The sequence below is a fragment of the Deltaproteobacteria bacterium genome (assembly GCA_016219225.1).
GTDB lineage: Bacteria > Desulfobacterota > RBG-13-43-22 > RBG-13-43-22 > RBG-13-43-22 > RBG-13-43-22.
Map to the genome: position 1 here is coordinate 1 of JACRBX010000292.1, position 21,363 is coordinate 21,363.

The window sequence follows — 21,363 nt, forward strand, 5'->3', positions numbered from 1 at the left end:
AGCTGCTGAAGAAGGTTCTCGATTCCTACCTTTCAGAGTTAAGACTCGAGATCCGCGAAACAAAAGGTGACAAGAAGTCTCTCCATGAAGAAGAAGACCTCGTCAAAGGGCTCCTGAAAAGAGTATCCGAACTAAAATAAAACCGCCTTCGCTCTGAAGTCCCCCTTACCGCGGGGGCTTCAGACTAAATCCCCTTTTGATCCATTAAATGGGCCAGATCGGCCACCCGGCAGGAATAACCCCATTCGTTGTCATACCAGGCCACTATCTTGGCCATGTTGCCCTGCAGTACCTGGGTGAACTCCAGGTCGACGATGGAAGAATGTTCATTCCCTTTGAAATCCATGGAGACCAGCCGTTCTTCTTCACAAGCCATTATCCCTTTGAGGTGTGTTTGGGCCGCCTTTTTTAAGGCCTCCCGGAGTTCCCCGGTCTGGACCTCTTTTTTCAGTTCCACGGTCAGGTCCACTACGGAAACCGTCGGGGTGGGCACACGCAGGGAATAACCGTCAAGACGGCCGGCCAGTTCAGGGATTACCAGGGCCAAGGCCCTGGCCGCCCCGGTGGTGGTGGGAATGATATTCTGACCGGCAGCCCGGGCCCGCCGCAAATCCTTGTGGGGCAGATCCAGGATGCGCTGGTCATTGGTATAAGAATGGACGGTAACCATCATCCCCTTTTCAATCCCGAAGGCCTGGTGAACGACCAGGGTCGGCGGGGCCAGGCAGTTGGTGGTGCAGGAGGCATTGGAAACAATATGATGCTTTTTAGGATCATAAGCCTCCTGATTGACGCCCAGGACTATGGTCAGATCGACTTCTTTGGCCGGAGCGGAGATGATGACCTTCTTGGCCCCGGCTTCCAGATGGGCTGCGGCCTTGGGACCGGTGGTAAATAAACCGGTACTTTCAATAACGATTTGCACCCTTTCTTCATCCCAGGGGATGGCGGCCGGATCACGGTAGGCAAAGCAGGTGATGGGCTGGTTGTTGATATAAAAACGGTCTTTTTCAACAGCAATCTTGTCTGGAAACCGGCCGTAATTGGTGTCGTATTTGAAAAGGTGGGCATTGGTTTCCGTGTCAAAAAGATCATTTATCGCCACAACCTGCAAGGTCTTCGGATATTTTTCCAGGATGGCCTTTAAGACTTGTCGTCCAATGCGACCAAATCCATTTATACCAAGACGTATCATGATTCCTCCTTTTTAACCCGAATCATTCCGATCGAAAAAGTATTTATAATTCTTCTGTGCCCGCTGCCCCGGATTCAAGCCTTCCGGGGCAAACCTGGTGACGACTTCCCCTGGATTCCCGCCTGCACGGGAATGACGGGTTTTTCAATGGTCACCATAAGTAAACGATTAACATAAAACCGTTAATTGTCGTCCAGGCGGAATTTATAGGCGTTTAAAAGATCACAGTCGGTCTTCAGATTTTGATGGAGCCGGGCATTTTCAATGGCAATGGCGCTCAGACTGGCCACAGCCTCCAGGAACTGGCGGTCTTTATCGCTGAACTCATGGACCCTGTCAGTATAGACCCTTAAGACGCCGATGACCTTTTTCCCCACCCCTAAGGGAACCACGAGTACGGATTTGATCCCTTCCTCTTTGGCCCGTCCCCCATATTGAAAATTTTTGTCGGTCTGGGCATCTTTTATCCATATGGATTCCCCTTTGAGGGCCTTCCGATCCAGACCGCTTTTTTCCACCAGAACCGGTCCTTTCCGGATATAGCCGGTGGTCAGGCCATGGGTGGCGGCCAGGAGCAATTTTTTCTTTCGAGGGTCCAGAAGGCGTAAGGAACTGGCCTTGACCCCCATGGTTTCGGTTACACAGCGGACAATTTCCTCCAAAACCCGGGGAAGATCCAAGGAGACATTAATGACTTTGGCCACATTGTACAGGGCGGCAAAGTAATCCATTTTTTTCCCTTTCATCCATTCTCTCCTTTCAGCCATTGATAAATGTAATTGTAGCCGATGACCTTATTATTTCAAAGAAGATTATTGGGTGCTCATTGTTTTTTCCTGTAAAAAATGGTAAGGGAGATAAAGACAAAGGTAATTTGAATAAATTCTAAAATTCGAAAGTAAAAGATTCCCATTGATTTTTATCAAAGACCTCAAAGAAGGTAGGTATTTTCAGGCCGCTGACCGGAGCATCCTCTGTGAACTGATCCATCCCGATCGTGAGGGGGTCGCCCTTCAGATGGGGTTCAGCCTGGCCCATGCCATTGTCAAACCCGGAGAAAGCACCCTGCCCCATAAATTGAAAAGCTCGTCCGAGATTTATTATATCCTGGAGGGAGAAGGGATCATTCATATCGGGAATGAGTGGTCCGCTGTCCGAATGGGGCAGGCCGTTTATATCCCGCCTGATGCCCGACAATTTATACGGAATACGGGCCAAACCGATTTAACTTTTTTATGTCTGGTGTCTCCCCAGTGGAAAGAAGGAGATGAGGTGCTTGGTTAATTTTTAAATGAGGAGGGAAAGGCCATGCTGAAAAAAATAGTTTGGGGAATGGTTTTCGGTCTTTTATTCGGAAGTGGGGCTTGGGCCCAGGAGGCTGTCGTCGAATTTGAAGGGCGTTACTGGATGACCGATTTATCGGCCGTGGCCAAGGTAACCAAAGAGGGCCGGGGGACGGATGTCGACTTTAAATCGGATTTGAGGTTGGATGATAAAAGTTTCCCTTATGGCCGTTTTACCGTCTTTTTTAATCCCACCAACCGGTTGACCTTCATCTACACCCCAATCAGTTACAGTGCCGACACTATCCTCAAGCGGGATGTTCAGTTTGGAGGCCAGACTTATTCGGTCAACACCCGGGTGATTGGAGATCTGAAGGTGCAGTATCTCCAGCTTGGCTGGGCCTGCCAGTTTATCAATCTGGAAGGGGGAAAGATCAAATTGGGAACCCTGGTGGGAATCAAAGGGGCCTGGGGAGACGTTTCCCTGGCCGCCCCGGACCAGGTCCCTCCCATCAAGGAATCCCGGAGTTTTGCCGCTGCTCTGCCCACCCTGGGAGTCGCTTTAGATGTCAATCCGGCTCCTTTTTTGAATTTTTTTGCGGAGGTGTCCGGGCTCCCGGCTGGCCAGTATGGCTATATGTGGGAAGCCGAGGCCGGGGTCAGGGTCATCCCCTTTAAAAATTTCACCATCAGCGGCGGCTACCGTCTGTTTGATATTGAGGCCCGGGACGAACCGGACTTTGCCAAAATAAAATTAAGCGGCCCTTTTGTCGGGCTGTCTCTACGGTTCTAAATACTGACTAAATTTAAATTTCTCTGTTACACGTTCCTGGTTCCTCGTTACTCGTTTTAACCAGCAACCAGAAACCCGCAACGTGCAACGAACCGCCGTAACCCATAATAGTGAAAATATTTGAGATAAATTCGCAGAAACAGAGCGTAAGAATCGACGCCTCGTCCGGGAGTTTACCCGGAAGAGGTGCAGGAGGGAATGATGAGAAATAGACGCCTGATTTTTTTAGCTTCCCTTTTACTGCTTGTTACGGCTTTTCCTGTTGCGGCCCTGGAAAGGAAGGTAAGTTCCCAGGAGGACCAGGAGGCCTTAGAGATAACGGTTTACAACAGCAACCTGGGATTGGTTAAGGATCTACGACAGATAAAACTGGGTTCCGGTAAGCAGGAGCTCAAATTTATGGATGTGGCCGCCCAAATCATTCCCACCAGCGTCAGTATAAAATCCTTCCAGGAGACCAATCCCTTTTCCGTCCTGGAACAGAATTATGAATACGATCTGTTGAGCCCCAGGAAACTCCTGGACAAATACGTGGGCAAGGAGGTTAAACTCTTCACGAAGAATCCCTATACCGAGAGGGAGGAGATGGTTTCGGCCGTCCTGTTAGCCAACAACGAAAACCAGCCGGTCTTTCAAATCGGTCAGGATATTACTTTCAATCATCCGGGCAGGATCCTTTTTCCCGAAATACCCCCGGACCTTATTTCCAAACCCACCCTGATCTGGCTGCTGGATAATCAGATCACTACCCCTCAAAAGATAGAGGCCCTTTATTTGACCAATGGTCTCAACTGGAAATCGGATTATGTCCTGGTTCTCAATGAACAGGATACCCGGGCCGGCCTTTCAGGCTGGGTCACCATCGATAACAAAAGCGGCACCGCCTATCGAAATGCCAGGCTTAAATTAGTAGCCGGTGATATTCACCGGGTCAGGGAAGATTTAATAAGGACCAAGAAGGCCCTGGTCGCTGCCGGCGCCCTGGCCCCGCCCCAGTTTAAAGAAGAGGCCTTCTTCGAATATCATATCTATACCCTGGAAAGAAAAACGACCCTCAAGGAAAATCAGACCAAACAGATCAGTCTCCTCAGTGTTCAACAGATACCGGTTACCAAAGAATTCATCTATCGGGGTTCCGAATATTATTATCGAAGCAAACAAGGGGAAGCACTTTCCAATCAAAAGGTCGGTGTTTTTATCCTATTCGCCAATTCAAAGGAGAACCATCTGGGGATCCCCCTGCCCAAAGGGACGGTCAGGGCCTATAAACAGGATAAGGACGGCAGCCTGCAGTTGATCGGAGAGGACACTATAGACCATACACCCAAAGATGAAAAGATCCGGTTGAAATTAGGGGAGGCCTTTGATTTAAAGGCCGAAAGGAAGCAGACCCATTGGGAAAAAATCGCCTCCGATACCTATGAATCCGCTTATGAAATCACCCTTCGGAATCATAAGAAAGAAGATGTAATCATACGGGTGGTGGAACCTTTGTCGGGAGATTGGAAGGTCCTTGAAAAATCCCATCCCTATTCCAAGCTGGATGTTTCGACCATTGCCTTTGAGGTGTCTGTTCCCAAAAACCAGGAAAGCAAGCTAAATTATCGGGTAAGGATAAGGTTCTAAAATATATGGAGCGAAAAAAGTTTTGATCAGGCATTGGAAATTCAATCGGGATGATCTCCGGCTCATGTCAGAACTGGGAATTTCCGAAGATCAGGTTCAGGCCCAGATCGCCTTATTCCAGAAGACTTGTGGCTATCTTCGCCTGAACAGACCCTGTACCCTTGGGGACGGAATTCAAAAGATCCCTGAGTCGGAGATAAAAAACTTGATTCAAAGGCAGGAAGAAGCGGCCCAGGAAGGCCGGTTTTTTAAATTCGTTCCGGCCTCGGGAGCGGCTACCCGAATGTTTCAGGCGATTTTACCCTTTTATCTCAATCCAGCTTCCTTTGCCGAGAATGAAATTCAGCCGGATGATACCTCCTGCGATCCAACAATCAGGGAATTCTTCCGTTTAGTAACGGGGATTAACCAATTTGCATTTTTTGAGGACTTGAAAGAGTCTCTGGCTCAAGACGGACAGGATATCTCAACAATCATCCAACAGAGACGGTGGCGGGAGATTTTAAACTATCTCCTTACCGATCGGGGATTAAACTACCTGACCCTGCCTAAGGGGTTACATAAATTTCATGTTTATCCGATCCAAAACCGTACGGCTTTTGAAGAACACCTGGTCGAGGCTTTTTATACCCTCTGTGATCGTACCGGGCAATGTCGCCTTCATGTGACGGTGGCACCGGAACATGAAAGAACGGTCAGGGATTTTTTCATAAAGGTACGACCCCGGTATGAACAACAGTACCAATGCTGTTTAAATGTCTCTTTCTCGTTTCAAAGGCATTCGACCGATACCCTGGCCGTTGACCTGGAGGATAGACCCTTCCGGGAAGGATCCGGAAAGCTTCTTTTCCGCCCCGGCGGTCACGGGGCCCTCCTGGAAAATCTCAATAACCTCCAAGGCGATTTGATCTATATAAAGAATATCGATAATATCCTGCCGGACCGGCTAAAGGAACAGACGATTATCTGGAAAAAGGTCCTGGGAGGCTATCTGGTCAAAATGCAGCAAATGGTCCACGGTTTGATCCGGAGGTTGAAGGACGGGATGGACTCCGCAGACCAGCTTGATGAAATGAGGACCTTTTGCCGTAACCGGCTGTTGGTTTCTGAACCCCCCGGTTTCCAGAATTGGCCCATAAAGCAACAAACCGATTTCTTATTCGAGAAATTGAACAGACCCATTCGGGTCTGCGGGATGGTCAAGAATGCAGGGGAACCTGGGGGGGGACCTTTCTGGGTGGAAGGCCAAGACGGGGCCCTTTCCCTGCAGATTGTGGAAAGTGCCCAAATCGATCCCGGATCAATCGAACAAAAAGCCATTTGGGCCTCTTCCACCCATTTTAACCCGGTCGATCTGGTCTGCGCGGTTCGTGATTATGAAGGAAGACCCTTTGACCTAAGGCAATACAGGGATCCGGAGGCTGTTTTTATTACCAGGAAATCGCAAAATGGGCGGGATCTTAAGGCCCTGGAGTTGCCAGGGCTCTGGAACGGCGCTATGGCTTGCTGGATTACCTTTTTTGTAGAGGTGCCAAACCAGACCTTTAGTCCGGTTAAAACCATCAACGACTTGTTGAAACCGGACCATCAGCCAGGTGTTTAAGACGAAAATACCGTTCGTCGTTCAGTGTTCGGCGAAAGACATTTTCATGTTTCGTGGTGCCCCAAGGAGCATGAGGGCTTAGTTCGAAAATAACCTTCAGGGGTCAGGGACTTAGTTATAGAATAAAGTTGCAAGATGCAAGTTTCAGCTTGAAAAACCTTACACCTTCAACCCTGCACCTTGCACCTTAAGTCAGGCCAGTCCGATTTCCTGATCGGTCAAATAGCAGGCCGGATCGGGAGCCCAAAGGTCACCGGTAGCGGCTTCGGCCCGAACCCGAAAATTTCCGCCGCAAATATCCAACCAGCGGCAGCCGGCACAGCGTCCGGTAACATATTTTTTCTTATCTTTCAGTTGTCCCATTAAAAAGTTGGTCGTATCCTCCCAGATTTGGCTGAAGGGCCGCCCTTTCACATTGCCAAAGGAATAATGGCGCCAGAATTGGTCGGCATAAACCTCTCCGTCCCAACTGATGCACCCAATCCCCCGTCCCGAACTGTTTCCCTCGTTCATTTTCAAGAGCTCCAGGACTTCAGAGGCCCGGGATGATCCTTCCTTGAGGAGACGCAGATACAGATAAGGTCCATCGGCATGGTTGTCAACGGTCAGGACTTCCTTTTCATAGCCGGCATCGTACAGTTCTTTGGTCCGGTCGATAATCAAATCAACCATCTGCCGTGTTTGGAGATGATCCAGGTCTTCCTGGATCAACTGGGACCCGCGACCGGCATACACCAGATGATAAAAACAGACCCTGGGGATATCTTCCTTTTTCAGAAGATCAAAGATAGGAGAGACCTGATCCTGGTTCATCCGGTTGATGGTAAACCGCAGGCCCACTTTGATACCGGCTTGACGGCAGTTCCGGATACCGGTCAGGGCTTGTGCGAAGGCCCCGGAAACACCCCGGAAATGATCATTAACCGCTTCCATTCCATCCAGGCTGATGCCTACATAAGACAGGCCGATGGCCTTTAAGGTTTCGGCCAGCCTTTTGGTGATTAAAGTCCCGTTAGTCGATATGACCGCCCGCATCCCTTTAGCTACCGCATACTGGGCCAGCTCCGGAAGGTCAGGCCGCATGAGCGGTTCCCCTCCTGAAAACAGGATCACCGGTGCCCCGTAAGCACTGAGATCATCCAATAAGGCCTTCCCTTCTTCGGTAGTTAACTCATCGGGGGTTTTTTGGTGTAAGGCCTGGGCGTAACAATGCCGGCACTTCAGGTTGCATTGCCGGGTAATATTCCAGACCACCACCGGTTTTTTATCATGAGAAAACTGGAGGAGATGGGAAGGTAATCGATCCGAACGCCGACCATATCTCAGGGCATCGGAAGGTTCTACGGTGCCCAAATAAAGTTTGGATATGCCTATCATAATTATTCTTTCTTACTGATTGACTACCGATTCTTCGCCACGATAGTAGGTTCGAATCAGTTTCTGGATATAGCCTTCCGGGTTGGAAATGGCCTCAGGGGTAATAATAAAACGGTTCAGTCCGGTTTTTTCCTGAACCAGTTTAAATCCATACTCAAAATCCTTAGATAAATTTTCACAGATGGACCAGACACTAACCTTTGATTCCAGGGCCTTCTGGAGGATGGCATCTATCCCTTCCTCCGAAAACTTGAGACTGATCCCGAAACGTTCAAAGAACCGCAGTTCATATTCCTGGACTTGCTGAATCATTTGCCAGACTTCCTGAAAGGATTGGGCCAGATCCTGAACCAATTCCAGGGAACGGCAAGCGATCATCTCCGACCGGAATTCCGTTAACCGGCTATCAAAACAACCGGTGTATTCAGGGGCTTTTTCTTTCAGTCTTTCCGTCAGGGCGAGACGTTCTTTTCTCCAGGCCTCCTGGAAACGGCTTTTCCGGAGGGCATCCTCTTCATCATTCAGCAGATTGACAAGTTCTTGGTGAGGGTCAAGGACCACCTCCAGGGTAACCAGAAATTGATTAATCGCCAGAGAGGGTAATTTTTTTTCAAATTGGATCAAGGCTTTTTCTACGACACTGACCAGACCGCGGGCCCCGGTTTTTTCCTCATAAGCCCTTTGGGCCAATAGTCGTAAGGCCTCATCCTCGAAAAGGATGTCGATGCCGTAGGCCTTGAAGTCTCTCTTCTTGCTTCGGATAATCGGATTATTCGGATTTTTCAGGATCTGATAGAGATCATCTTGGGACAATTCTTCCAAAACCACGGTCACTGGCAATCGTCCCACAAATTCGGATTCAAATCCATAGGCCATCAAATCTTCGGCCCGAACCTGGCTCAGCAATTTTTGGGTCGGCTTCTTAGACTTAAGAGGGGCCTCGAATCCTATGCCTTTCTCCTGGGCCCTTTTTTGGATGATCTTATCCAGATCATTGAAGGCCCCGCTGACAATAAACAGGATATTTTTGGTGTTGATGGTTCTTTTTTCCTTTTTGCCGGTCTTGCGATAATTCTATATAGCCTGCAATTGAGAAATCGGGTCGTGCGCCACCCGCAGGTCCACGTCGGTTTCCTCCATGGGTTTCAATAAGGCCCGCTGGACCCCGGTACGGGAGACATCGGGTCCGATCAGATTGTGGCTGGAGGCGATTTTATCGATCTCATCAATATAGATGATCCCGTATTGGGCCAGTTCGATATCGTCGTTGGCTTCATAAACCAGGTCACGGACCAGATCCTCAACGTCTCCGCCGACATAACCGGTTTCACTGAATTTGGTGGCATCCCCTTTGGCAAAGGGAACCCCTAATTTCTTGGCAATCAATTTGATCAGATAAGTCTTTCCCACTCCGGTGGGCCCGATCATAATGATGTTATTTTTAATCAGGCCCACCGTTTCCGATCCAGTTTGTTTGTCCTGCTGTTCCCAATACTTGATTCGATTAAAATGGGTGCTGATCTTGGTGGCCAGGACGGCCTTGGCCTCATCTTGCTGGATGACATATTCATCCAGATAGGCCTCCAATTCTTCTGGCTTCAGGTTAAAATTGATCTTGGAGGCCACCCCTTTGGGTTCTTTTGGCCTTGGTTCGGTCTCTTCCGTTTCCCCCTTTGGGATTACGAAGGGGGTAATGATTTTAATTCGATCCCCGTATTTTTTGGAAAGATAATCGCTTAATTCCCTCTCCCATTCTTTTTGGGTTGGGAGTTTCTGATTCAATTCTTCCGTAAAAATTTTCTTATTTTCTGAATCTTCCATTATGACCTCTTACTTTATATGACTCGGATTTTTCCGATCGGAAAATGATTTTTGTTACTGGTGACCCGCATCCGGACCTTAATCGAAATGCCCTTTATCACCAAGCTATTTGATAGTAAATATAATGCATCCCCTAATGGGTTTCAACCACCATCTCCTTTTCGGCAGAAAGGGGAGAAATTTTAGGAATTTCCAATGGTAACCCAATTTTTTTCCTTGACAAACCCTGTTTTTAATTTATAGTTACATGAAAGTGGGGAATTGTGGGGATTGGTGTAGGGTTATTCATTTTAAACAGGGGTAAAGCAGGTGTTTCGCGGACGATCAATCCATTTAATTGACTCTAAAGGGCGGGTCAGCATCCCGACCCGTTTCCGTGATTTAATCAAGACGAATGGGGACTCCCGTCTGATAGTAACGAATTGGGAGCAGTGTCTGACCGTATACCCCTTTAAGGAATGGCAAGAGATAGAAGAGAAAATGGGCCAGCTTTCTATGGTTGATCGGGACATACGTTCATTTAAACGTTTTTTGTTTTCCGGGGCCTGTGAGTGCAGCTTAGACAGCCAGGGTCGGATATTGATCCCCCCGACGCTGCGGGATTTTGCCAAATTGGAAAAAGAAGTGATCCTGGCCGGTCAACTCAAGTATTTTGAAATTTGGGACAAGATCAAGTTCGAAGAAGAACTGGCCAAGAGCATCGATAATTTAGCTGTTTTAGAAGACAAACTGGCCTCACTGGGTCTATAAGGAGCAACGCAATCGACTATTCATAAGCCGGTAATGGTTCATGAAGCGGTTCATTATCTTCGGTGTGCCCAGGGAGGCCTATTTGTGGACGGCACCCTCGGAACAGGAGGACATGCCCTGGCCATACTTCAACACAGTCCTGCAACCACCCAGGTTATTGGGATAGATCGGGACCCGGAAAGCCTGGCCTTGGCCCGGGAAAGATTAAAGCCCTATTCCAGCCGTGTACACCTGATTCAGGGAAAATTTGGAGACCTGAGAGACCATCTTTCAGTGCTCGGTATTCAGGCGGTAAACGGTATCCTTCTGGATCTGGGTTTTTCTTCCTTTCAAATAGAAAATCCGGGGAGGGGATTCAGTTTCCAACGGGAAGATCCTTTGGATATGAGAATGGACCAGACCCGGGGAATCTCGGCCCGGGAATGGCTGGCTCAAATCAACGAAAAAGATCTGGTAAGGGTCATTCGGGAATATGGCGAAGAAAGATGGGCCAAACCAATCGCCAAAAAAATCCTGGCCTTTCAAGCTAAAGGGCCGCTTAAGACCACTCGAGAATTGGCGGAACTGATTGCCCGGGCTGTCCCCGGGGGAGGACGGATTCATCCGGCCACCCGGACTTTTCAGGCCCTGCGGATTCATATTAATGAGGAGTTGGCCCAATTAAGGACCTTTCTGGAGCAGTTTCTCGAGACCTTGACCCAGGGCGGGAGGGTCTGCCTGATTGCCTATCATTCTTTGGAGGATCGGCTCATCAAACAGGCTTTTTTGCGATTAGAGCGGGGGGTGCCGGATCCCCTCGGTTTGGCAGAACCCAAAAAACCCGAAAGCCAGCCGATATTTAAAAGAGTAACGGTGAAACCGGTAATCCCCTCCCTGGATGAGATGAAAGAGAATCCCCGGTCCCGAGGGGCCAAGTTAAGGGTGGGGGAACGGATGGAAGGGACCTTATGAATACCCTCATCAAACCCCAGCCCCGTTCGAGAAAAAAAAAGACCAAGGACAAAATCCCCCATGGCCCGATAAAATATTTGATTTTCTTGTTAATCTTTTTTGTGCCCGGGGTCTTGCTCTACGTCTGGCTGCATTTCCAGGAGGTCAACTTAAGCTACGATATCGCCAAAGCCCAAAAAGAAAAAAGGGAATTATTGGAATTCAGTAAAAAATTACGTATTCAGTTGGCCAATTTAAAATCTCCGGAAAGGATCGAGGGGATTGCCTTAACTAAATTAGGGTTAAAAACTCCGGGAAAAGGACAGATTGAGATCCTTAAATGAAGGACTTTGAATTCAAGTGGATCCGTTTTCGTTTGTATTGGGTCTTCGGACTGTGCTGCTTTCTCTTTGCCGTGGTCATCGGCCGGGCCTTCCAACTTCAAATATGGCAGGGGCCCAAACTGACCAGGATTGCTAAAGCCGAGATAGAGAAAATGATCCCCCGATCCCATAAACGGGGGATCATTTATGATCGTAACCGCTTTGAGCTGGCCATGACTATTGAAATGGAATCCATTTTTGCCCAGACCAGAGATATAAAAAACATCCAGCAGGCTTCGGATCGACTGGGCCCTTTACTGGCCTTGGACCAGACCCGCCTTTCGGGCTTGCTCAAACAGCCCAAACCTTTCGTCTATTTAAAACGCCGGGCCACACCGGATGAATGTGCGGCTGTGCGGGCGCAAAGCATCGAAGGGGTGGCCTTTACCAAGGAAGCGCAGCGCTTCTATCCCTATAGGGACCTGGCCAGTCACGTTATCGGGTTTGTTGGAATGGATCCCAAAGGTTTGGAAGGGCTGGAGAGACAATACGATTCTTATCTGAAAAGCCCCTATCTTTATGAGCCCAGTGTCCGGGATGCCCTGGGCCGGGCCCTTTATTTGAATGACATGGAATCGATCCAGGAAAATGAGGGGTTAAGCCTGGTCCTGACCTTAGATAAAAACATCCAATACGTAGCCGAAAAGGAATTAAAAAAAGGGGTTATCAAAAGCCAGGCCAAGGGGGGGGTGGCTATCGTCTTAAACCCTAAAAACGGAGAGATCCTGGCCCTGGCCAATTATCCCGCTTATAATTTGAATGCCTTCCGGGAGGTCCCGCCGGGCTTTCGAAGGAACCAGGGTCTGACCGATACCTTTGAACCCGGGTCGACCTTCAAAACTTTTTTACTGGCAGCCGCCCTGGAGGAAAAAAAGTTTACCCCCAATGATATGATATTTTGTGAGAACGGGGCTTATCGGGTGGGAAACCATGTTATTCATGATGTGCACCCCCATGGATGGCTTTCCGTCCAGGACGTCATCAAGGTCTCCAGTAATATCGGGGCCACTAAAATAGGGAAAAAATTAGGGCCCAAGACATTTTATACCTATATTAAAAATTTTGGTTTTGGAAAAGAAACCGGTATCGATCTGCCGGGTGAAGTCGGGGGGGTGGTTTGGTCTCATCACCGCTGGGGAGAAATTGAAGCGGCCAATATCTGCTTTGGACAGGGCGTAACGGTAACCGGGATACAACTGGCCTGTGCCTTGGGGTCTATTGCCAATGACGGTCGTTTGATGAAACCTTATCTGGTACGCCAGATCCTTGACCAGAAGGGTCATCCGGTCAAAGAATTTTCGCCTCGACCCGTAAGGCAGGTCTTATCTCCTGAAACAGCCCGGTTAATGCGCCGTCTTTTATCCAGAGTAACCGAACCGGGTGGAACGGCAACTCAGGCGGCTATCGAAGGGCTGGCTGTGGGGGGTAAGACTGGTACGGCCCAAAAGGTTTCATCGGAAACCAGGCGTTATGCACCGGGAAAATATATGTCCACTTTTATGGGGTTCCTTCCAGCCGAAGACCCCTCTTTGGTCATCGTGGTGATAGTCGACGAGCCCAAGGGGAGCCATTACGGGGGGGTGGTTTGTGCCCCTGTTTTTAAAGGGATTGCCGAACAAACCCTATCCACCTGGGGGGTGAGAAGGCCTGCCCAGGAGGTCCCTTATGAGGCTCCGCCGGAAAAACCGGACATGACCCCCTGGATTATGGCCCAGAAGGCCAAAGAAGAAGAACCCCTATCTTCAACCGATCTACAAAACAAACGGATCATGCCGGATGTGCGGGGAATGAGCATGCGCAAGGTCCTGGATGTTATGAAGACCTATGAGGTTCCGGTAATTCTCAAAGGAAGCGGAAGGGCCGTAACCCAATGGCCCTTACCCGGCACCCTCTTAAGTCAGAGAAACCGCTGTCAGATCCAATTCCAACCGGTTCTCTGAGGGGAAAGAATTATTTTGCGTTTAAGTGAATTATTAAAAATATTGCCGGAGGCCAAGGTTAAGGGAGACACCGACCTGGAGATAACCAACCTGGCCTATGACTCCCGAAAGGTCAAGGATAATGGCTTGTTTGTGGCCATTTCCGGCCATAAGACCGATGGTCATCGGTTTATTGATCAGGCGGTTCAAAATGGATGCCGGGCAGTTGTTGTTGAGGAAGCGGCCGGGGGTATTCCCTCAACGGTCACCCAGGTTCAGGTAAAAAACAGCCGAAAGGCCCTGGGGCGATTAGCGGCCCTTTTTTACGGCCATCCGGCCTCCAGACTGCACCTGGTCGGTATCACCGGAACCAGCGGAAAAACGACCACTTCTTATTTAATAGAGTCGATCCTGAAAACGGCCGGTTTTTCAGTGGGTGTTTTAGGAACGATTGATTACCGGTAGGGCTCCAAGGTCCGGCCGGCGCCGGTAACGACGCCGGAGTCATCGGACTTGCAAGCTCTTTTAGACGATATGGTGAGGGATAAAATAACCCATGTCGTTATGGAGGTTTCCTCCCATGCCCTGGACCAGGGCCGGGTGGCGGAAATCTATTTTGACCAGGCGGTCTTTACCAATTTGTCCCAGGATCATCTGGATTACCATAAGGATTTGGAAGATTATTTTCAGGCCAAGGCCAAGTTGTTCCATCAACACCTCAAGGTTAAAAAGAAGGGGTTGGCTATCATTAATCAGGATGACCCTTATGGACAGAGGCTCTGGCAGGACTGGAAAGGCCCCAAGCAGGACTATGGGATAGATCAAAAGGCCGCCTATTTCCCTTTAAAGGTCCACTCGAACCTGAGCGGCATCGAATCCCGGATTCAAACGCCCCAGGGGGTTTTTTTGGTTAAATCCCCTTTGATCGGACAATTTAATCTGTCTAATATCCTGGCCGCCTGGGCCGTAGGCGAAGGTTTTGACCTGAGGGGGGAGACTATTCAAAAAGGTATTGAATCTTTGGCCCGCGTCCCCGGGAGAATGGAGCCTGTCCCGAATGAAAAAGGTTTGACCGTCCTGGTAGATTATTCCCATAAGCCGGAGGCCTTACGTTTTGCCTTGATTGCTTTAAAAGAATATGGCCGCGGCCGGGTCATCACCGTATTCGGTTGCGGGGGCGATCGGGATCTATCAAAACGCCCGCTTATGGGCCGGATTGCCGGAGGATTGAGCCGCCTGACCGTGGTCACCTCGGATAATCCAAGATCCGAGGATCCTCTTAAGATTATAGAGGCTATTGAATCAGGGCTGCAAGAACTGGGATTACCCTGTTTAGAGGGGAAGGCATTAAAACAAATCCCGGAATCCCCCGGCTATACGATAGTCCCAGATCGAAGGGAGGCCATTGCCCTGGCTGTTCGTTTGGCCCGACCCGGAGATATTATTTTGATAGCCGGCAAGGGGCATGAAACCTATCAGCTTCTGGGTTCTAAGATCCTTGATTTTGATGATCGGCAAGAAGCCCGCAAGGCTTTGGATACCATAGATGTTCAGCACGGATAAATTGGGTTGGGAGGAATTGATCACCGGTATTTCCGGCCGCTTGATCCAGGGGGATCTGGGCCGGAAGGCCGTTGGGATATCAACAGACACCAGGACCCTGAGGCCCGGGGATCTGTTTGTGGCCTTGAAAGGACCGCGATTTGATGGCCACCATTATATCCCCCAGGCTTTTGAAAAAGGGGCCAGTGCTGTCCTGGTTTCTGAACCGGTCAAAGGATTGTTGCCGGAGCAGGTGGTCATCCAGGTTAACGACACCCTTTCGGCCCTGGGGGATTTATCCGGTCTGTGGCGCAGAAAATTTCCGGTAACCTTGATCGGGATTTCAGGGAGTAACGGCAAGACCACCACCAAAGAAATGCTGGCCGCCATCCTGGGACAGGTTGGCCCGACCTTAAAAAATCCGGGCAACCTGAATAACACCATCGGGTTGCCCTTAAGTCTTTTTTCTTTAAATGAGGGCCACCGATTTGCCGTAATGGAAATGGGTATGAACCATTTAGGCGAGATCGCCCGTTTATGCTGGATCGCCAAGCCGTCGGTAGGGCTTTTGACCAATATCGGACCGGCCCACTTAGAGGGCCTGGGTTCCTTATCCATGGTAGCCAAGGCCAAGGGAGAACTCTTTGAGGCCCTGGAATCCGACCACTTAGCCGTGGTCAATTATGATGATCCGAGGATACGGGATCTGGCTGAATCTTGCCGTGCCCAAAAGATAACCTTTGGACTTAATCCTGAAGCGGAGGTTAGAGCAGATCAATTAATCGTAACTCCCCATGGGATCCGCTTCCAAATTTTTGTTAAAGGGGAGCAGGCAGAAATACTTTTGCCGATTCAAGGCGAACATAATACCAGTAATGCCCTGGGGGCGGCTGCCACCGCCCTGGCCCTTGGCCTGTCCCTGGAAAAGGTGCGCCAGGGTTTGGAGGGGTTTAAACCTCCGGAACATCGCCTGGAAATCAAAAAAGGGATCAAAGGTGCCTGGTTGATCGACGACACCTATAATGCCAACCCGGCTTCGCTGAAAGCCGCTCTAAAAGCCTTTGAATCATTAAAACAGGGGAAAAGAGGGGGACTGGTTTTGGGGGATATGCTGGAACTTGGGGATCAGACACTTGAAGCCCACAGGGAACTCGGCAGAATGATTGGAGAGATGGGGGTGGAATATCTGGTTACCTTAGGTCCTTTTTCCCTGGAATTATTGTCAGAGGCCTTAAAGGGCTTTCGACCTCCCCGAAAGACCTTTGGGACCCAGAGTCAAAAGGAGATTATCGACTATTTAGTTAATCTTATCCAGGAGGGGGATCACTTGTTGTTCAAAGGATCCCATGGGATGGATATGGAGGCCGTCGTCCGGGCCTTGGAGGATCAGGGATAAACCATGTTTTATCATCTATTATATGCCTTACATGGCCAGATCTCCTTCTTTAATGTTTTTAGATACATTACCCTGAGGACCATTTATTCCACCCTGACGGCCCTGCTGATCACCTTTCTTTTAGGACCTTATGTGGTCCGGCTTCTGACCAAGTATCAAATCGGACAGTATATCCGGGAAGACGGTCCCCGTTCTCATTTCAGCAAGGAAGGGACTCCGACCATGGGAGGGGTCCTTATCCTTTTTGCAGTCTTCTCAGCCACCCTTTCCTGGGCCGATCTGACCAATGCCTATGTCTGGCTGGTCCTGTTGGTGACGCTTTGTTTCGGCGGGATCGGCTTTTTAGATGATTATCTCATGCTCATCAAAAAGAGGAATAAAGGTCTGAGTGGCCGGGCTAAAATTCTCTGGCAGATCGCCACGGCCCTGGTGCCGGCCGTCTTTCTCTATCTGAATTTCAGATACAATACCCGTTTGAACATCCCCTTTTTTAAAACCCTGACTCCGGATCTTTATTGGGGGTATATCCTTTTAACGCTATTCATTATCGTCGGGACCTCCAATGCCGTCAACCTGACCGATGGACTGGATGGATTGGCCATCGGACCGGCCACCATCGCCTTTGGGACCTTCTTGCTGCTCAGTTATTTAAGCGGCCATGTCAAGATCGCCAACTATCTTCAGATCCCCTTTGTCCCGGGTTCAGGGGAACTGGCGGTTTTTTGCGGGGCCATGGTGGGAGCCGGAATGGGCTTCCTTTGGTTTAATGCCTATCCGGCCCAATTATTTATGGGTGATGTGGGGTCCCTTTCTTTAGGGGCCGCCCTGGGAACCATAGCGGTCATCACAAAAAATGAAATATTATTGATCATTATCGGCGGGATTTTTCTGGTGGAGGCCCTTTCGGTAATCTTTCAGGTGGGCTATTTCAAGATGACTCATGGAAAGCGTATGTTCCGCATGGCCCCTTTACACCATCATTTTGAGTTGAAGGGCTGGCCGGAACCTAAAATCATTGTGCGTTTCTGGATTATTGCCGTAATCTTAAGTTTATTATCTTTAAGTACCTTAAAACTCAGATAGGGAACCTTTTTTGGATTTTCAAGGGAAAAAGATCTTGGTGGTCGGTCTGGGGAAGACGGGGATGACCCTGATAGCCTTTTTAGTAAGGCAAGGAGCCCAGGTCCTGGTCTCGGACTCCCTGGACCTTAATGAAATTAAAAAACGGGTTTCCGAAATCAAAACCATCCGTTTTCCTCTGATCCTGGAGGGTGGAGGGCATAGCCCTGCCTTTTTCTTAAAGGCTGATATGGTCCTGGTCAGTCCCGGCATCCCTCTGGATCTCCCGGCCTTAAGGGCGGTCCAGGATAAAGGAATCCCGGTCTTTGGGGAACTCGAGGTTTTTGCAGCCTTTTGCCAGACCCCGATAGTGGCCGTGACCGGAACCAACGGCAAGACCACCACCACGGCCCTATTGAATGAAATGCTGGTTAATTCAGAAAAAAAGACCTTCCTGGGGGGAAACATCGGCCGGCCTTTGGTGGATTATATCCTGAATGGTCCGGACCGGGAGATTGTGGTGGCGGAGATCAGCAGTTTCCAATTGGATACGACCAGTCATTTTTCTCCTAAGGTGGGAGTCCTGTTGAATATCACGGAGGATCACCTGGACCGTTATGCCGGATTCCAGGCCTATATCGCCTCTAAGGCCAGCCTTTTTCGCAATCAGGGCGCCGATAATCAGGCTGTGGTCAATTGGGATGATCCGATTTGCCGCTCTATTGGAGAAAGACTTACCGGACCGGTTTATTTTTTCAGTCGTACCGGTCAGGTCTCCCAGGGGGCTTTTATCGATCAGAACAAAGCGGTTGTTCTTCTGGATTCCCTTCGGGAGACCTATGACTTGAAGGAATTTTCCTTACCCGGGGTCCATAATCTGGAAAATGCCCTGGCGGCTATCCTGGGGGCCCGCCTGATGGGAGCGACCCCTGAAGCCATTCAGAAGACCCTTCTGACCTTTAAAGGATTCGGACATCGACTGGAGTATGTGGGAGAAGTCAAAGGGATACAGTTTTATGATGATTCCAAGGCCACCAATGTCGGGGCCGTGGTCAAGGCCTTAGAGGGATTCAACCGGCCCGTTATCCTGATTGCCGGAGGCCGGGACAAGGGGGGGGATTATGGCCCTCTGGAAGAATTGATTCAAACGAAGGTCAAGGCATTGGTTTTGATAGGGGAGGCCCGGGAGAAGATGAGGAACCAGTTGGGGCCTTTGACCGAAACCCAAAAGGCCGAAACCCTCGAAAAGGCGGTTTCCTTGGCTTTTCACCAGGGCCGACCGGGGGATGTGGTGCTTTTGTCCCCGGCCTGTTCGAGTTTTGACATGTTCCAGGATTATGTCCATCGAGGGAAAGTTTTTCAAAAAGCAGTCAGGGAATTGGAAGACCATCATCCGGGAGTGTTGGCGGGCTAATGCCTTCTATTGTTAATAACCGATCGATACCGGAGTTTCAAAGGGAAGCCGGGCCGGAAGAGGCCCGGATCGACCTGAAGATGGATTATATCTGGTTGGGGGTAACCATGGCCTTGGTGATCTTTGGGATCATTATGATCTATAGTGCCAGTGCCCATTTAGCCGCCAGACGGTATCATAACAGTTTCTATTTCGTCCAGAAACAATTAGCTTTCGCTTTCTTCGGATTCCTGGCTATGATCGCCTTTCGATTTATCCCGTATCAAAAATTTAAACAATGGGTTTACTGGCTCCTGGGATTCAGTCTGCTGACCCTTATCCTGGTTCTTGTTCCTGGGGTCGGCTCCCGCCTGGGCGGGGCTTCACGCTGGTTTCGTTTGGGTGGGATATCTTTTCAACCGGCCGAATTTTCCAAATTAATCCTGGTCATTTTTTTGGCCTATTCCATGACCCGGCATCAGGAGCAGATGAAAGATTTAAAAAAGGGTTTTCTTTTTCATTGGGCGGCTGCCGGGGTATTTATCGTCCTGACCCTTTTGGAACCGGACCTGGGGATGGCCATCACCCTGGCCTTGATCACCGGAATCATGCTCTTCGTCGGTGGTGTCAGGATCAAACACCTGATGTTCTCCATCATCCCGATGATTCCTCTGGCCTATTTTCTGGTCTGGAGGGTCCCTTACCGCCGCTTGAGGGTCTTGTCCTATCTGGACCCCTGGAAGGATCCCTTGGGCTCGGGGTTTCACCTCAAACACTCCTTCCTGGCCTTTGGTTCCGGGGGCTTTGGGGGAAGGGGACTGGGAGGGAGTCAACAAAAACTGTTTTATTTGCCCGAGCCTCATACGGATTTTATCTTTTCTATCGTGGGAGAGGAGTTCGGTTTTATCGGTGTTTTCATAATCGCCTCGTTATATCTGATTTTGATTATCAAGTGTATCCAGTTGGCCCAAAAGGTTAAAGACCTTTTTGGGATTTACCTGGTGGTCGGCATCACCGTGATGATCGGATTCCAGGCCTTGATCAACATCCTGGTGGTTATGGGACTTCTGCCGACCAAGGGATTGACCCTGCCCTTTATGAGCTATGGCGGGTCTTCCCTGCTTCTGAACATGATCTGTATTGGGATACTGATGAACCTGACGGCTCAATTTCAAGGGGAAAGGGCGTGCGAGTCCTGATTGTCGGAGGAGGTACAGGTGGACATTTGTTTCCAGCTATAGCCCTGGCGGAAGCCTTTAAGAAAAAAGACCGGGAAAACCAGGTCGAGTTTGTAACCACCGAACGGGCCCTGGATGCGCAACTATTGGGGGGCCGGGGTTTTTCTTTTAAAACCCTCAAAGTGGAGGGGATCAAAGGCAAAGGGATGACCGGAAAACTGCGCTCGCTCGTTCAACTCCCCCGGGCTTTCAGTCGATCCCTGAATATTATTAGGGAATACGGGCCCGAAATGGTCCTGGGGGTAGGCGGATATGTTTCCGGTCCATTGGTTCTGGCCGCCTGGTATAAGGGAATCCCTTGTGTTATTCAAGAACAGAATTCCATCCCCGGGGTTACCAACCGTTTATTGGGCCGGGTGGTAGACCGGGTATTCGGGGCCTTTAAGGAGAATGAAGCCCATTTTCCAAAAAGAAAATTGCGGATTACGGGTAATCCGATCCGGCAGGAACTGCACCAGGTGGCCGATCGGAGGATTTCCTCTTCGGGCCCTCTGACCCTGTTAATCCTGGGGGGGAGTCAAGGGGCGCACCGGATCAATCAATGGGTCAGGGATTCTTTGGATGGCTTGTTTCCGTTGAAAAAAGAGCTCAACTTTATCCATCAGACCGGGAAAAATGATGAAGAGGAGATGGCCCTGGCCTATCAGGAAAAAGGTTTTAACCACCGGGTTACGGCCTTTATTGCAGATATGGTCCGGGCCTACGAAGAGGCGGATATGATTATCGGGAGGGCCGGGGCCATGACCTTGACCGAAATTACCGCCCTGGGCAAACCGAGCTTATTAATTCCCTTTCCTTTTGCAGCCAACAATCATCAGGAACACAATGCCCGGTCATTGGTCAAGGCCGGGGCAGCGGAAATGATCCTGGAGAAGGACCTCAGACCTGGTCTATTAGCGGATCGCATCGGGGACTGGCTGGCCCACCGGGAACAATTGATCGCCATGGGAAACAAGGCCAGGGCCCTGGGGCGCTGGCAGGCCGCCGAGGAGATTGTGGAAGCTTGTTATCAGATGGTTGAAGCAAAAAAGGGGTTAGTTCGAAAATAGTAAAAT

The 21,363-nt window shown here is 49.7% G+C and carries 16 protein-coding genes and 2 pseudogenes; 14 read left to right on the forward strand and 4 right to left on the reverse strand.

The features are described from left to right. Positions 1-184 precede the first annotated feature (184 nt). Both gap and HY879_23930 read right to left on the reverse strand, forming a co-directional pair. The gene (gap, locus tag HY879_23925; protein ID MBI5606394.1) at positions 185-1,195 is read right to left on the reverse strand and encodes a type I glyceraldehyde-3-phosphate dehydrogenase; all 1,011 of its coding nucleotides are present in this window, start codon (positions 1,193-1,195) and stop codon (positions 185-187) included. 182 nt (positions 1,196-1,377) lie between these two features. After that, a complete protein-coding gene (locus HY879_23930) occupies positions 1,378-1,941 on the reverse strand; it encodes a GAF domain-containing protein (protein ID MBI5606395.1) in 564 nt (187 codons plus the stop codon). A gap of 169 nt (positions 1,942-2,110) precedes the next feature. Here HY879_23930 and HY879_23935 point away from each other — a divergent pair, with 169 nt between their 5' ends. From HY879_23935 to HY879_23950, 4 genes are all read left to right on the forward strand, one after another. Continuing rightward, a complete protein-coding gene (locus HY879_23935; protein MBI5606396.1) occupies positions 2,111-2,479 on the forward strand; it encodes a cupin domain-containing protein in 369 nt (122 codons plus the stop codon). Between the two features lie 24 nt (positions 2,480-2,503). Next, entirely contained in the window at positions 2,504-3,271 is a 768-nt protein-coding gene (locus HY879_23940; GenBank protein MBI5606397.1) for a hypothetical protein, read from the forward strand. 201 nt (positions 3,272-3,472) lie between these two features. Continuing rightward, the gene (locus HY879_23945; GenBank protein MBI5606398.1) at positions 3,473-4,897 is read left to right on the forward strand and encodes a DUF4139 domain-containing protein; all 1,425 of its coding nucleotides are present in this window, start codon (positions 3,473-3,475) and stop codon (positions 4,895-4,897) included. A 64-nt stretch (positions 4,898-4,961) separates the two neighbouring features. Further along, entirely contained in the window at positions 4,962-6,500 is a 1,539-nt protein-coding gene (locus tag HY879_23950) for a DUF4301 family protein (GenBank protein ID MBI5606399.1), read from the forward strand. A gap of 192 nt (positions 6,501-6,692) precedes the next feature. On the opposite strand, the gene ahbC is transcribed toward HY879_23950, so the two are convergent. Next, entirely contained in the window at positions 6,693-7,877 is a 1,185-nt protein-coding gene (gene ahbC, locus HY879_23955; protein MBI5606400.1) for a 12,18-didecarboxysiroheme deacetylase, read from the reverse strand. Between the two features lie 12 nt (positions 7,878-7,889). Continuing rightward, positions 7,890-9,698 (reverse strand): annotated as a pseudogene (locus HY879_23960) (AAA family ATPase). Between the two features lie 309 nt (positions 9,699-10,007). On the opposite strand from HY879_23960, the gene mraZ reads away from it, so the two are divergent. From mraZ to murG, 10 genes and pseudogenes are all read left to right on the forward strand, one after another. Next, positions 10,008-10,448, forward strand: a complete 441-nt coding sequence (mraZ, locus tag HY879_23965; GenBank protein MBI5606401.1) for a division/cell wall cluster transcriptional repressor MraZ — start codon at positions 10,008-10,010, stop codon at positions 10,446-10,448. 33 nt (positions 10,449-10,481) lie between these two features. Continuing rightward, on the forward strand, positions 10,482-11,399 hold the full coding sequence (gene rsmH / locus HY879_23970; protein ID MBI5606402.1) for a 16S rRNA (cytosine(1402)-N(4))-methyltransferase RsmH: 918 nt from the start codon (positions 10,482-10,484) through the stop codon (positions 11,397-11,399). Continuing rightward, a complete protein-coding gene (locus HY879_23975) occupies positions 11,396-11,722 on the forward strand; it encodes a cell division protein FtsL (GenBank protein ID MBI5606403.1) in 327 nt (108 codons plus the stop codon). The genes rsmH and HY879_23975 overlap by 4 nt, the downstream gene beginning before the upstream one ends. Beyond that, positions 11,719-13,701, forward strand: coding sequence for a transpeptidase family protein (locus HY879_23980; GenBank protein MBI5606404.1), 1,983 nt, complete (start codon positions 11,719-11,721; stop codon positions 13,699-13,701). The genes HY879_23975 and HY879_23980 overlap by 4 nt, the downstream gene beginning before the upstream one ends. Before the next feature lie 15 nt (positions 13,702-13,716). Further along, a pseudogene (locus tag HY879_23985) lies at positions 13,717-15,243 on the forward strand (UDP-N-acetylmuramoyl-L-alanyl-D-glutamate--2,6-diaminopimelate ligase). Beyond that, a complete protein-coding gene (locus tag HY879_23990) occupies positions 15,227-16,618 on the forward strand; it encodes a UDP-N-acetylmuramoyl-tripeptide--D-alanyl-D-alanine ligase (protein ID MBI5606405.1) in 1,392 nt (463 codons plus the stop codon). The pseudogene HY879_23985 and the gene HY879_23990 overlap by 17 nt, the downstream one beginning before the upstream one ends. 3 nt (positions 16,619-16,621) lie before the next feature. Then, on the forward strand, positions 16,622-17,701 hold the full coding sequence (locus tag HY879_23995; GenBank protein MBI5606406.1) for a phospho-N-acetylmuramoyl-pentapeptide-transferase: 1,080 nt from the start codon (positions 16,622-16,624) through the stop codon (positions 17,699-17,701). Between the two features lie 10 nt (positions 17,702-17,711). Further along, positions 17,712-19,091, forward strand: coding sequence for a UDP-N-acetylmuramoyl-L-alanine--D-glutamate ligase (murD, locus tag HY879_24000; protein ID MBI5606407.1), 1,380 nt, complete (start codon positions 17,712-17,714; stop codon positions 19,089-19,091). After that, positions 19,091-20,269, forward strand: coding sequence for a putative lipid II flippase FtsW (gene ftsW / locus HY879_24005; protein ID MBI5606408.1), 1,179 nt, complete (start codon positions 19,091-19,093; stop codon positions 20,267-20,269). The genes murD and ftsW overlap by 1 nt, the downstream gene beginning before the upstream one ends. Further along, entirely contained in the window at positions 20,257-21,357 is a 1,101-nt protein-coding gene (gene murG, locus HY879_24010; protein ID MBI5606409.1) for an undecaprenyldiphospho-muramoylpentapeptide beta-N-acetylglucosaminyltransferase, read from the forward strand. Before ftsW ends, murG begins: the two co-directional genes overlap by 13 nt. Positions 21,358-21,363 lie beyond the last annotated feature (6 nt).